Source organism: Affinundibacterium fentianense (assembly GCF_018139545.1).
Taxonomy (GTDB): domain Bacteria; phylum Pseudomonadota; class Gammaproteobacteria; order Burkholderiales; family Burkholderiaceae_D; genus Undibacterium; species Undibacterium fentianense.
This window is the reverse complement of the sequence record NZ_JAGSPJ010000005.1, coordinates 268484-281873: the sequence shown is the minus strand read 5'-3', so window position 1 is coordinate 281873 and position 13390 is coordinate 268484. Positions and strand designations below refer to the sequence as shown.

At 47.3% G+C, this 13390-nt stretch carries 11 protein-coding genes; 6 read left to right on the top strand and 5 right to left on the bottom strand.

From position 1 onward, the window contains the following. Positions 1 to 90: 90 nt before the first annotated feature. The 5 genes from secF to queA form a co-directional block, all read right to left on the bottom strand. Positions 91 to 1068 (bottom strand): protein translocase subunit SecF, encoded by a 978-nt coding sequence (gene secF / locus KDM90_RS13140; protein WP_212676067.1) that lies wholly within the window; start codon positions 1066 to 1068, stop codon positions 91 to 93. Positions 1069 to 1145: 77 nt separating this feature from the next. Next, the gene (secD, locus tag KDM90_RS13135; RefSeq protein WP_212676066.1) at positions 1146 to 3014 is read right to left on the bottom strand and encodes a protein translocase subunit SecD; all 1869 of its coding nucleotides are present in this window, start codon (positions 3012 to 3014) and stop codon (positions 1146 to 1148) included. 94 nt (positions 3015 to 3108) lie between these two features. Next, positions 3109 to 3429 (bottom strand): preprotein translocase subunit YajC, encoded by a 321-nt coding sequence (gene yajC, locus KDM90_RS13130; protein ID WP_212676199.1) that lies wholly within the window; start codon positions 3427 to 3429, stop codon positions 3109 to 3111. Between the two features lie 247 nt (positions 3430 to 3676). Continuing rightward, complete coding sequence (tgt, locus tag KDM90_RS13125; protein ID WP_212676065.1) at positions 3677 to 4810, bottom strand: tRNA guanosine(34) transglycosylase Tgt; 1134 nt, start codon at positions 4808 to 4810, stop codon at positions 3677 to 3679. A 350-nt stretch (positions 4811 to 5160) separates the two neighbouring features. Further along, on the bottom strand, positions 5161 to 6195 hold the full coding sequence (gene queA / locus KDM90_RS13120) for a tRNA preQ1(34) S-adenosylmethionine ribosyltransferase-isomerase QueA (protein ID WP_212676064.1): 1035 nt from the start codon (positions 6193 to 6195) through the stop codon (positions 5161 to 5163). A 162-nt stretch (positions 6196 to 6357) separates the two neighbouring features. Here queA and recG point away from each other — a divergent pair, with 162 nt between their 5' ends. From recG to KDM90_RS13090, 6 genes are all read left to right on the top strand, one after another. Continuing rightward, entirely contained in the window at positions 6358 to 8436 is a 2079-nt protein-coding gene (gene recG, locus KDM90_RS13115; protein ID WP_212676063.1) for an ATP-dependent DNA helicase RecG, read from the top strand. 243 nt (positions 8437 to 8679) lie between these two features. Next, on the top strand, positions 8680 to 9591 hold the full coding sequence (locus KDM90_RS13110; protein ID WP_212676062.1) for an SDR family NAD(P)-dependent oxidoreductase: 912 nt from the start codon (positions 8680 to 8682) through the stop codon (positions 9589 to 9591). A 16-nt stretch (positions 9592 to 9607) separates the two neighbouring features. Then, complete coding sequence (locus tag KDM90_RS13105) at positions 9608 to 9886, top strand: hypothetical protein (protein WP_212676061.1); 279 nt, start codon at positions 9608 to 9610, stop codon at positions 9884 to 9886. A 69-nt stretch (positions 9887 to 9955) separates the two neighbouring features. After that, positions 9956 to 11296 (top strand): sensor histidine kinase, encoded by a 1341-nt coding sequence (locus KDM90_RS13100; protein WP_212676060.1) that lies wholly within the window; start codon positions 9956 to 9958, stop codon positions 11294 to 11296. A gap of 34 nt (positions 11297 to 11330) precedes the next feature. Continuing rightward, on the top strand, positions 11331 to 12089 hold the full coding sequence (locus KDM90_RS13095; RefSeq protein WP_212676059.1) for a LytR/AlgR family response regulator transcription factor: 759 nt from the start codon (positions 11331 to 11333) through the stop codon (positions 12087 to 12089). Positions 12090 to 12365: 276 nt separating this feature from the next. Next, a complete protein-coding gene (locus KDM90_RS13090) occupies positions 12366 to 13310 on the top strand; it encodes a LysR substrate-binding domain-containing protein (RefSeq protein WP_212676058.1) in 945 nt (314 codons plus the stop codon). The last annotated feature ends 80 nt before the right edge of the window (positions 13311 to 13390 follow it).

The window sequence follows — 13390 nt, the reverse complement described above, 5'->3', positions numbered from 1 at the left end:
CATGGAATCTTAACAAAGAAAAAGCCAGCACTCAGGCTGGCTTGGTTCTTTTATACTTTTTGTTACGAAATGGCTGCAAAAACATTCAAACTAGACAACAGCCCCATCCGTATCATCTTTTTCTTTGACTGGCTTGATCAAGTCTTCGCGCTTCACGCCCAACCACATCGCAATCGCTGCGGCAACGAATACCGAAGAGTAAATACCGAAGCAAATACCGATCGTCAAGGCGATCGCAAAACCGTGCAATGTTGGCCCACCGAAGAACAACATCGACAACACCATCATTTGTGTACAGCCATGGGTAATCACAGTACGTGAAATGGTGCTGGTAATCGCGTTATCGATCACTTCGGTGACGCTTGCTTTACGCAGCTTCAAGAAGTTTTCTCGAATACGGTCAAAAATAACCACGGACTCATTAACAGAGTAGCCCAAAACAGCCAACACCGCAGCCAACACGGCAAGATCAAATTCCCATTGGAAAAATGCAAAGAAGCCAAGAATAATGACCACGTCGTGCAAGTTCGCAATAATCGCTGAGACCGCGTATTTCCATTCGAAACGAATCGCGAGATAGGCCATCACGCCAACCACAACGAATAACAAAGCCATCAATCCATCGTGTGCCAATTCGTCACCAACTTGTGCGCCAACTAATGCCGTTCTTTGCAACACCACGTCAGGATGGTCCGCTTTTAAAGCACTCATCACGCGATCATTTTGCGCGGTGATCATCGCGTTCAATTCTTTCTCACTTGGCTTTGCGGCACCCTCTGCAAGCTTCGGCAAGGGCATACGAATCACGACATCTTGCGCCTTACCAAAGGTTTGCACCACAACTTCATTCAAGCCGAGTGCTTTAATGCTGTCGCGGATCTTGTCTGTATTTGCCGCTTGGCTGTAGCTCACTTCCATCGAAGTACCACCAGTAAATTCGACCGACAAATGCAAACCCTTTGCGAGCAAAAAATAAACGGCGGCGACAAACGTTAAAGCGGAGATGACATTAAATATCAGCGCATTGCGCATGAATGGTATGTCGCGTTTAATACGGAATAATTCCATGATGAATTCCTAAATCTTTTCTGTAATTGACTAGTTGCTGATCGCTTCGAACTTGATTTCGATACCTACTTCGATACCTAATCAGCAGGTTTCCAAATCTGACCAATGGAAACAGAAGCCAATTTCTTCTTACGGCCGTACCACAAATTGACCACACCGCGCGACACAAAGACGGCAGAGAAAATCGAAGTCAAAATACCTAAACAGTGCACAATCGCGAACGCTTTGATCGGGCCAGAGCCAAATACCAACAATGCCAAACCAACGATCAAGGTTGTCACGTTGGAATCAAGAATCGTAGCCCAAGCGCGGTCAAAACCTTGCAAAATCGCATTCTGCGGTGAATTGCCAGCACGCAGTTCTTCACGGATACGCTCATTGATCAAAACGTTGGCGTCAATCGCCATACCGAGTGCCAAGGCAATCGCAGCCATACCTGGCAAGGTCAAGGTCGCTTGCATGACCGATAAAATACCCACTAACAAGAGCAAGTTGACCGCGAGTGCGAACACGCTGAAAAAACCAAACATCATGTAGTAGATAATCATAAATACAGCAATCGCGGCGAAGCCGTACATCGTGGAATGTATACCCTTAGTAATATTTTCCGCACCCAATTGCGCGCCGATTGTACGTTCTTCAATCACTTCCATTGGCGCTGCTAATGCACCAGCGCGCAACAGCAAAGCTAATTCATTGGCATCGTTGGTCGAGCGCATCCCAGTTGTTTGGAATTTATTGCTAAAAACGCCCTGAATTGTCGCCACTTGAAGTAATTCACCTTTGCCTTTTTCAAAGAGTACAAAAGCCATGCGTTTGCCAACGTTTTGACGGGTTGCTTCCCCCATACGACGGCCACCTTCACTATTCAAGTCGATACTTACTGCAGGCTGCTGATTTTGGTCGAAACTCGCTTGCGCACCCGTGATCGCGTCACCCGTCACAATCGGATCTTTATACAAAATCGCTGGACCACCACGTCCAACCTTAAACATTTCAGAACCAAATGGGACTGCGGTATTTTCATCGACAGGACCGATAACGGATTCATCCACTAATCGAACTTCCAACGTTGCTGTCCGCCCGATAATTGCTTTTGCCCGTGCCACATCCTGCACGCCCGGCAATTGCACAACGATACGATCTGCGCCTTGTTGTTGAATAATCGGTTCCGCTACACCAATTTCATTCACGCGTTTTGACAAAGCAGAAATATTTTGTTTGACGCCTTCGTTCATCAGATTCGTCAAAGCATCTGGCTTCATACTCACTTTGAACGAAATCTCTGGGTTCTCTGGTGTCACCACACTATCAACCAAACTGACATCATTCATTTGGCGAGCCAAAATATCGCGTGCCTTTGCGCGTATCTCTGCATCACGAAACTTAACGGTAACCGACGAGGCATCACGAGAAATGCCGGCATGACGAACTTCTTTTTCCTTCAGCGTGCTGCGGATACTTGCTTGCAAAGTATTCAAACGATTATTCAAAACCGCTGATGTATCGACTTTCATCAAGAAGTGCACACCACCACGCAAGTCCAAACCTAAGTACATAGGAAAGGCATGCAATTTTTGCATCCACTCTGGCGTATTCGGCAACAAATTCAAGGCGACTGTGTAGACCGGATCGCTAGGATCAGGATTTAAGTTTTTCTCCAGAGCTGCTTTGGCTTTGAATTGCACATCAGTATTCAAGAATCGTGCTCGCACAGAACCCTGGATGCCGTTGTAATCATAGGAATATCCAGTTGAACTGATCCCAGCGTCCTTCAAAATCTGCTCGACGCGCGCAATCATTGCGTTATCGACTTTAATGGTGGCTTTCGCACTATTAATTTGTACAGCGGGAGAATCACCGAAAAAATTCGGTGCAGTGTACAAAGCACCAAAGACCAAAGTGATCAAAATGATGATGTACTTCCAGAGAGGATAACGATTCATAGCGAGAGTCTGAAAAAAACTACATAAAACTAATTAGCTGAAAATAACGAAGGGGCAAACTGTGAATTTGCCCCTTAGCTTAGGTGATTCAATCTTATTTCAGCGTGCCTTTTGGTAACAAGGTCGTGACTGCGCTCTTTTGCACTTGCATCTCGACACCATGACTGATTTCAATAGAAACAAAGGCATCCGCAACTTTCGTCACTTTACCCGCAACACCACCTGCCGTGATCACTTCATCACCTTTCGCCAAGGCGTCCAACATGGCTTTTTGTTCTTTTTGACGTTTCATTTGTGGGCGAATCATGACGAAGTACAAAACCACAAACATCAAAATGATAGGCAAAAAGCTCATCAAAGAGGACTCTGGCGCTGCGCCAGCAGCTTGAGCATAAGCATTAGAAATAAACACGATAAAACTCCATTGAATAATTTTTTTAAAACAAATCAGTGACTTGCATGCATCTTGGGGCGAAGTTGCAGATTTAAAGCCCTACAACATACTTGCCAAAACATTCAGCATTTTCATGCCTTGCAACAAAGCGCAACATTCTAGCATTAGGAACCCTAGTTTCTGACAATTGCAGAGCGTATCGCGAAAACTTGTTGTGCAAACGGTTCTTCATAGCAAATTCGGTATCAACAACGGCAAGACCTCCAAGCTACACCCCACGTGCCCTATCTGCTTTAAATTGCACCACGAACTCAGGGAAGCGATCTTCATCCAAGGACAAGCGAATCTGACGCATCAATTCTAGGTAATAGTGCAAATTGTGGATGGTATTTAGCCGTGCGCCGAGGATTTCGCCAGTGCGGTGTAAATGGTGCAAATAAGCGCGGGAGAAGTTTTTGCAGGCATAGCAGGTGCAAGTTTCGTCTAATGGCGCTTTGTCTTCTTTATAACGTGCGTTCTTGATTTTAACGTCGCCAAAACGGGTGAAGATCCAACCATTACGTGCATTACGGGTTGGCATCACGCAGTCAAACATATCGATACCGTTCGCCACACCCGCAACTAAGTCTTCTGGTGTGCCGACGCCCATTAAATAGTGCGGTTTGTTTTCTGGTAGTTTAGGACCGACGTGCGAGAGGATGCGCAGCATGTCTTCTTTCGGTTCACCAACGGACAAGCCGCCGATTGCCATGCCATCGAAACCCATTTCATTCAACGCCGCCAGAGACTCGTCGCGCAAGTTCTCGAACATGCCGCCTTGCACGATACCGAACAAGGCATTCGGATTTTCGCCGCCTTTGAATTCATTCATCGAGCGTTGCGCCCAGCGCAAAGACATACGCATGGATTTGCCCGCTTCTTCACTCGTCGCTGGACGTCCATCGATTTCATAAGGTGTGCATTCATCGAATTGCATCACGATGTCGGAATTCAAAGCACGCTGAATTTGCATGGAAATTTCCGGTGACAAGAACAAACGTTCGCCACTAATCGGTGAAGCGAACTTCACACCTTCTTCGGTAATCTTGCGCATGGCACCGAGCGAGAATACTTGAAAGCCACCAGAATCAGTCAAGATAGGTTTATCCCAGCCCATGAAGTCATGCAGGCCACCAAATTTATTCACGACATCTAAGCCTGGACGCAACCATAAATGGAAGGTATTGCCCAAAATGATGTGAGCATCGATTTCTTTGAGTTCCAGCGGCGACATCGCCTTCACTGAACCATACGTTCCCACTGGCATAAAAATCGGCGTTTCGATCACGCCATGATTCACGGTAACGCGACCACGACGCGCGGCAGTGGTTTTGTCTTTTTTGATTAATTGAAATTCGAGCATAGGGTTTACCGACCTAGATAAAAATTGAAATAATTATGGAACTACTACTTAACATCACTGACATTTAGAAATGATTATTCGTAACCAAAATGAGAATTATGAAAAGCACTAAATCTTAAATTCGCACACCATCAAATCTGATTCAAAAAAACGAAGTGATCTCGCTTGTCGCATATTGCAGATCCAATTTATATTCGTGGATCAAGAAATCAATTACTTCGGTCTTCGACCAAGGTCCTAGTGACGCTTTGTAATCAGGATTTTCGTCTTGAATTTGACGCCAAGAGTCATAGTTTTTCTTTGAAATGAACATACCTGAATCAGTGTAGATAACGTGAACATGCATGTAATTAACCCGATCTATTAGTCAATAACATCGCATCACCATAACTAAAGAAACGATACTTCTGCTCGATCGCATGCGCGTAGGCTTCACGTATCGCATCGTAACCTGCAAATGCTGAGACTAGCATCATTAATGTTGATTTTGGTAGGTGGAAATTGGTAATCAAACGATCTACTGTTTTGAAGACATATCCTGGCGTAATGAAGAGACGCGTATCACCGCTGCCTGCCACCAGCTCACCAGTTTGTGAAGCCGATTCTATCGCTCGCATACTAGTAGTACCAACGCAGATCACGTTTTTACCCGCTGCTTTAGTCGCACGCACTGCCGCGACTGTCTCTTCAGGTACCGTGTACCACTCGCTATGCATGTCGTGCTTACTGAGATCTTCAGTACGCACTGGCTGGAACGTGCCAGCGCCTACATGCAAAGTGACGAAAGCGAGTTGTATGCCTTTGGCTTTACATTTTTCCAAAAGCGCTTCATCAAAATGCAAACCCGCAGTCGGTGCTGCAACTGCACCTGGTACCCGCGAGTACACAGTTTGATAGCGATGTTCATCGAAATCATCGGCTTCGTGATTGATATACGGCGGCAATGGCAAACGACCGTATTTTTCTATGAGTTCAAACACATCACCTGGAAAATGCAAGGTGAAAAATTCTCCCGCACGTTCGCCGACTGTCACGTCGAAGGCTTCCGCCAAGCGTATCTTGCTGCCAGCCAGTGGCGATTTTGAGGCGCGTAATTGGACGTGTACGATGTGTTCATCTGCGGTGTTCTTGATTACGCGTTCGACTAACATTTCGACCTTACCGCCGGTTTCTTTGGCACCAAAAAAACGCGCTTTCAAGACGCGGGTATCGTTGAAGACCAATAAATCGCCCGCATCGAGTTGCTCCACGATATTGGCAAATTGACGATCCACGATGCCTGTGGCGCTCACGTGCAAAAGGCGCGATGCGGTACGATCCGGCAAAGCCGTTTGCGCGATCAGCTCCGGAGGAAGTTCAAAATCAAAATCACTGAGTGAGTACATAATTACACCAAAATAAAATCTTCATTGCACGTGTGCTGCTGAAAGTCCCCTCCCTTTCAATGAGAGAGGTCTAGGGTGCATGACTAAAAAAGCCCCACTACTGTACAAAAAACCAGTAGAATCATCACCGTTTCGTTTCAGACCAACCCGCCATTTTACCCTATGTCAGCAAGCGCACCTATTCAGCCTGCCAGCAAGAAAAAAACTGCACCTGCCAAACCTGTGCGCTTGGAAGAGAAATTTGCCAAGCTAGGTCTACGTTCTGACATGGATTTTGTCTTGCACTTACCGATGCGTTACGAAGATGAGACGGAAATTGTCTCTATGCGCGATGCCGGTTTTCGAGGCGGTAGTTCGGTCCAAGTCGAAGGCGAAGTGACGGAATGTGATATTCAATATCGCCCGCGCCGTCAATTAGTCGTCACGATTAGCGACAATACTGGGCAAGTGGTGTTACGTTTTTTGAATTTTTACGGCAGTCAAATCAAGCAAATGGCAGTCGGGATGCGGGTGCGGGCGCGAGGGGAATTGCGACATGGATTCTTTGGTGCGGAGATGGTGCATCCAACTTATAGGATGGTGAATGAAGGTGCTGCCCTACCCACTGCGCTGACACCTGTTTATCACGCTGGCGATGGTGTTTCGCAAACCATGCTGCGCAAAGCTATCACCAGCGCGCTCAACAAAGTGCAATGGTACGACACGCTCTCCCCTACTTTACTGCAACAACTCGGTTTGCAAGATTTTGAATCGGCAGTAAAGTTACTGCACAATCCGCCACCCGATGTCGATCAATATGCGCTACTGGAACACGAGCATCCGGCTTGGGAGCGCATGAAATTTGACGAGCTGTTAGCACAACAACTCTCACTCAAACGCGCACAAGCCTCACGCAGATCGCAAGGCGCGACAGCATTGCCCATCGTCGGCGCGTTGACCCAGGCTTTTTTAGCGACCTTGCCTTTCAAACTTACCGGCGCGCAAGAGCGCGTGCTGGAGGAAATTCGCGCTGATCTGAAACAAGCTTTTCCTATGCAACGCTTATTACAAGGTGATGTCGGTAGCGGAAAAACCATCGTGGCTGCACTCGCCGCCACGCAAGCGATTGATAGTGGCTATCAAGCTGCTTTAATGGCACCGACCGAGATCTTAGCGGAACAACATTTCCGCAAAGTGGCGGGTTGGTTAGAACCCTTGGGGATCAAAACCGCATGGTTGACAGGTAGTTTAAAAAAGAAAGAAAAAGAGCAAGCCAACGCCCTGATCGCTTCTGGCGAAGCGCAATTGGTGATCGGCACCCATGCGCTGATTCAAGACACCGTGCAATTTGCCAAACTCGGTTTAGTCATCGTCGATGAGCAACATCGCTTCGGCGTAGCGCAAAGGCTGACGCTACGCAATAAAGCCGAAGCAGGCAAAACACCGCATCAATTAATGATGTCAGCTACGCCCATTCCGCGCACGCTGGCGATGACCTACTACGCCGATCTCGAAGTGTCGGTGATTGATGAATTACCACCGGGACGCACGCCTATCGTCACGCGCGTGGTCGATCAAAATCGTCGCGAGGAAGTGATAGAACGCGTTCATGCCGCCGCGCAGGAAGGCAAACAAGTGTATTGGGTTTGTCCGCTGATCGAAGAATCCGAAGCGCTACAACTGCAAACGGCGACGGATACCCATGCGATGCTGAGCGCTGCCTTGCCCGACTGCCGTGTCGGTTTAGTGCACGGCAAGCTCAAGCCTGCTGAAAAGCAAATCGTGATGGATGCCTTCACCCGCAATGAAGTGCAAGTGTTGGTCGCGACCACCGTGATCGAAGTCGGCGTCGATGTGCCGAACGCAAGCTTGATGGTGATCGAACATGCAGAGCGCTTCGGGCTATCGCAATTGCATCAATTACGCGGGCGGGTGGGACGTGGCGCTGCGGCCAGTGTTTGTCTTTTGCTATATCAAGGCCCACTTGGGCATACTGCCAAACAAAGATTGCTGACCATGCGCGAAAGCACCGATGGGTTTGAAATTGCGCGTAAGGATTTAGAATTGCGCGGTCCGGGCGAATTTCTCGGTGCGCGCCAATCGGGCGAAGCATTACTGCGTTTTGCCAATTTAGAAAAAGACCAATATCTGGTCGAAAAAGCCCGCAACCTCGCGGTGCAATTACTGGCCAATGATGTGCCAACTGTCGAGGCACATTTGCAACGCTGGATGGGGCATAGAGAAGAGTTTTTGCGGGTTTAAGTTGCGGGTTTAAAGATTGATGCATGTCAGCTAGACGACTTCCTCAGGAAATTTGTGATCTCTACTAAGGCAATTTCAGTTATCGTATCGCTTCTGTCGTCGGCAGGATTGAGAAACTGGCTATCGTTTCAACTTGATTTGCGCAACTGCCCTTACAAAAAAACAATCACGCTACTTACACAAAACGACATTGCAAAAATTTATTTCACTTAACAAACCACATTTAATCAAATAGGAGTCTGCATGAGCTTAGATTTTTCAGGTCGCGTTGCGATAGTCACGGGTGCTGGTGGTGGCCTTGGTCGTGAACACGCTTTGGCACTCGCCAAACGTGGTGCGAAAGTGGTCGTGAATGATCTTGGCGGTGCGCGCGATGGATCTGGCGGGTCAGCGAGCGCAGCGCAAGCCGTAGTCGATGAAATTATTGCAGCCGGCGGTGAAGCAATTGCTAATAGCGCTTCTGTGACTGATTTCGCGGCGGTCCTAGCGATGGTGCAAGAGACCATGGATAAATGGGGCCGCATCGACATCTTGATTAATAACGCCGGCATCTTGCGCGACAAGTCATTTGGCAAAATGGAACTCGATGATTTCCGTCTCGTGATCGAAGTCCATTTGATGGGCAGCGTGAATTGTTGCAAAGCGGTTTGGCCTATCATGACGACACAAAACTATGGTCGCATTATGATGACGACTTCCTCCTCCGGTTTGTACGGTAACTTCGGTCAATCGAACTACAGTGCAGCCAAATTAGGTTTGGTTGGTCTGATGCAAACGCTGTCAATCGAAGGTGCGAAACACGATATCCGCGTGAACGCCTTAGCACCAACCGCAGCGACCCGCATGACCAATGGCCTGTATCCAGAAGCAATGTTAAATGCAATTCAAGCTAGCGATGTGGTGCCCGCGATGTTGGTACTCGCAGCGCAAGATGCGCCTAACCGCACCATCTTGTGTGCAGGTGCTGGCAGTTTTGAAGCGGCACATATCAGCTTAACCAAAGGCGTCTATCTGGGACGTGGTGAGAATATCGATGAACAATTGTTAGCGCAATTGGCTGAGGTCAAATCCAGCGATGGACAAATTTTTCCAGAAAATGGTATCGCGCAAGGACATCAAGAAATTATGGCGGCGATGAACGCACATCGAGACTAATTTTCAAGCAAATTGGATGCTTTACGATAACCTGTATCGCCAAGCATGGGTTATCGTTAAAGGCATCAAGGCCTATAGGCGAATCACCGAGCGCATCGACGATTCTGGGATCGGCACACCACTCACTCTTGAGTTTCGGTCGCCGCAGTTTTACAAATCTACCGCAACGGCTTTACAAATTTTGCAAGTTGAGACTGGGCATTTCCAACGTACCTTCCCGTGTTCGTATCAAGAAACCATCAACTCGCGACATTTTTTGCGCCATCCAACGCAATCAGGCACCAAAAACGTCTGATCTGGAATACTGCAATTACCCGTTCTAAATTTTTTGTCCATCTACCCATCAAATCATCACCGCATGAATATGGCGAATTCTAAAAACCACCCGACGATGCTCGATCAGCCATTACCCGACAAACTTATTAATAAATTGGGGGGCTGGGCACTCAAAGCTCATCATTACCCGACATTCAGTCAGACTTGGTTTCGGTACCGCGCACTTAGTTTTTTTACGCCCATGCTTGTATTGGCGCTGATTTTATCAACGATATCCCTAATCGTTGCGAATGAAGACACGCCGCCTACGGAATTGATCAATCCCTACAAAATGTTTCTCGCGTTATATTTTGGCATTGCATTCAATTTGCTTGCGGGGCGCTGGCTGGCAACGCAGGTAAAGAAAAAGCAATGGCAAAAACAAAATGAAATATTGGGTATTGCGGGCGCACTCTTGTTTGGCATATTGATCTCACTCGTGATCGTCGAAACCGCAGACCTTTTCTTAGACAAGAAAGTACAAAAAACCAGCGCCGCAACCAAAAAAAAGCTTGAACAACTCAGTAAGAGTAATGAAGTGAAAGTGGGGCTCGTCATCACTTCCGAGGAGGAAAAAAAGATCAACGGCGTGAATATCTTGTTTTGGCTAGTCCTTCTATCTTGGTGGGGTGGCGCAGGAGATTTTCGAATCTACCTGAAACAAAGGCGAGAGTTAGACGACGCCCGAACGCAAGAAAAAATTGATCAGTATAAGAATGAACGGAATTTGGCACAAATGCGACTGTCCGTACTAGCCAGCCAAGTCGAACCCCACTTTTTATTCAACACCCTCTCTGGCGTGCGCGCTGCGATGTTGAGCGATCCTGTTCGCGGCGTTGCAATCATTGATCATTTGGTTGACTACTTACGTTCTACAATTCCGCAAATGCGTGATGATGGTAATCTCATGCTGAGCACCGTCGGCAACCAATTTGATTCAGTGCGTTCTTATTTGGGTGTCATTCACATGCGAATTCCCCGCCTCAGTTATACCGTGGAATGCCCATCCGACTTACTCGATTGCGAGATTCCTCCATTGATGTTGATCAGTTTAGTTGAAAATGCCGTAAAACATGGTATCGAACCCAAAAAGGGGGCGGTTCACATCAAGGTCCGCGCGAATACAATCGACAATATGCCTATATCCAATTCTAGCCAAAATCAGCACACAGAGTTACTGTGCCTCAGCGTCATTGACGACGGCGTCGGTTTCGGTAGCGGTGTATCTGGATCGGGTATCGGCCTTAGCAATATTCGTGAACGTCTCAAGCACCTCTACGCGGGTGAGGCGAGACTTGACATTTGCATGCGGGAAGAAGGTGGAACCGAAGTGCGAATCGTATTGCCATTAAGCAGAGAAGAAACCACTTTACCTAAGTTCGCCGAGTAACGAACTTCTATCTTACAATTGGAAAGCGCCAACTATGCCGACCGCAATTATCGCAGATGACGAAGATCTACAACGTGGCGATCTACAGCGCATGCTGCAACTACTTTGGCCTGAGCTTCATATCCTTGCCTCTTGCGAAGACGGGGGCGATGCCTTAGAAGCCATCGTCCAATTTCAACCAGACATCGCTTTTCTCGATATCCGTATGCCCGAGTTAAGTGGCCTTGATGTTGCCCGCGCGAGTGACGGCAAATGCCGAGTCGTATTTACCACCGCGTATGATACCCATGCAATCGAGGCATTTAAATTAGGTGCCATCGACTATTTACTCAAACCAATCACGGAAGAGCGCCTAGCTCACACAATCGCGCGTATCCAAGAACAATCTTCATCCGGTGTTTTGCCGAAAGACCTTATCCACGTCATGGAAGCACTGAACCAACGTCTCCGTCTCCCACAAGAAACCGAGACACTACGCTGGATCAGCGCAAGCTCCGGAACTACCATTAAATTATTTTCAATTGAAGACATTTTGTTCTTTGAATCCGACCTACGTTACACACGGGTGGTCAGCGCTGAGGATGAAGGCCACATTCGCACTTCGATCAAAGAGTTACAAAAAAGTCTCGCACCTGATCTGTTCTGGCAAATCCATAGGAGCATCATGGTCAACCCCAAAGCGATTGCACGCGCACGTAAAGATGAATTAGGAAATATTTTGGTCGAACTGAAAAATCACAAGGAACAGCTCAAAGTGAGTCAAACTTATGCTTGGCGCTTCAAAGGTATGTAATGCAATTCGAGACGGGTATTAAATCCGAATAGCCAATTTCGTTTTTAATATAGCCGCAACTATCTTACAAATTTCTAGATCATGGAGATCAAGGCAGACATGGGAGGCGTGTATCCGCATACATTTGAGCCAACAATCTATAATGCCTATGAATTGATGTAATCCCAATATACAAAGATTAACTAGTTCAAACTTATCGTTTGATTTGTTGATATTTTCGGTAAAAATGCAAATGCACCTACTGACTTCATACGCACTCTGTGCCACACTCAACACATGACACTCACAGAATTAAAATACATCGTCGCGGTCGCACGCCAAAAACATTTTGGGCATGCTGCAGAAGCTTGTTTTGTCGCGCAACCAACACTTTCCGTTGCCATCAAAAAACTCGAAGATGAATTAGGCGTCACCATATTTGAACGTGGCGGAACAGAAGTTTCAACGACGCCATTAGGGGCACAAATCGTCGCCCAAGCAGAACGTGTACTCGAACAAACAGCAGTAATCAAAGAATTAGCCAAACAGAACAAAGATCCCTTAAGCGGACCGTTCCGGCTCGGAATCATTTATACGATCGGCCCTTACCTATTGCCGAACTTGGTCAAGACCATGATCGATCAATATCCGCAAATGCCGCTCGTGTTACAAGAAAACTTCACCGTTAAATTAATGGAGTTGCTACGCCAAGGGGAACTTGATGCAGCGATTATGGCCTTGCCATTACCCGACCAAGGTATGATGGTTCAGCCTTTATACGACGAACCATTTGTCATCGCCATGCCAAAAGAGCACCCGTGGGCAAACCGCGACTCTGTTTCCGCAGAAGAATTAAAAACCGAAACCATGCTATTGCTAGGCAATGGTCATTGTTTTCGTGACCAAGTGCTGGAAGTTTGTCCAGAAATGGCGCGCTTCTCCACCGCGAGTGATGGCATCGCGAGGACCTTTGAAGGTTCATCATTGGAAACGATACGCCACATGGTCGCATCTGGGATAGGCCTGACGGTTTTGCCAAGAGCTTCAGTCAGCGACATGCAATCCAAAGATGGGATGTTGCGATATCTTCCTTTTAGTGATCGCGCACCTGATCGACGTGTCGTTATCGCTTGGCGTAAGAGTTTTACCCGTCATGCTGCGATTGAAGCGATTCGACAAGCTATCCTGAGTTGCAATTTACCCGGTGTCACCATGCTGGACGAAAAAGCGAGCGCGCAATAAGGCGATACGTCCGACTCGCTGAGAGCGTTATCATCGACGTTTCACATATAATGTGCCTCTCTTGGATTTCTGAAGTACCT

What these genes read in the sequence shown, in the direction of transcription:
- recG (WP_212676063.1), top strand. Translation starts at nt 6,358, where the DNA reads ATGTCAGCAAGCGCACCTATTCAGCCTGCCAGCAAGAAAAAAACTGCA.
- KDM90_RS13105 (WP_212676061.1), top strand. Translation starts at nt 9,608, where the DNA reads ATGCTTTACGATAACCTGTATCGCCAAGCATGGGTTATCGTTAAAGGC.
- KDM90_RS13090 (WP_212676058.1), top strand. Translation starts at nt 12,366, where the DNA reads ATGACACTCACAGAATTAAAATACATCGTCGCGGTCGCACGCCAAAAA.
- secD (WP_212676066.1), bottom strand. Translation starts at nt 3,014, where the DNA reads ATGAATCGTTATCCTCTCTGGAAGTACATCATCATTTTGATCACTTTG.
- secF (WP_212676067.1), bottom strand. Translation starts at nt 1,068, where the DNA reads ATGGAATTATTCCGTATTAAACGCGACATACCATTCATGCGCAATGCG.
- queA (WP_212676064.1), bottom strand. Translation starts at nt 6,195, where the DNA reads ATGTACTCACTCAGTGATTTTGATTTTGAACTTCCTCCGGAGCTGATC.
- KDM90_RS13100 (WP_212676060.1), top strand. Translation starts at nt 9,956, where the DNA reads ATGGCGAATTCTAAAAACCACCCGACGATGCTCGATCAGCCATTACCC.
- KDM90_RS13095 (WP_212676059.1), top strand. Translation starts at nt 11,331, where the DNA reads ATGCCGACCGCAATTATCGCAGATGACGAAGATCTACAACGTGGCGAT.
- tgt (WP_212676065.1), bottom strand. Translation starts at nt 4,810, where the DNA reads ATGCTCGAATTTCAATTAATCAAAAAAGACAAAACCACTGCCGCGCGT.
- KDM90_RS13110 (WP_212676062.1), top strand. Translation starts at nt 8,680, where the DNA reads ATGAGCTTAGATTTTTCAGGTCGCGTTGCGATAGTCACGGGTGCTGGT.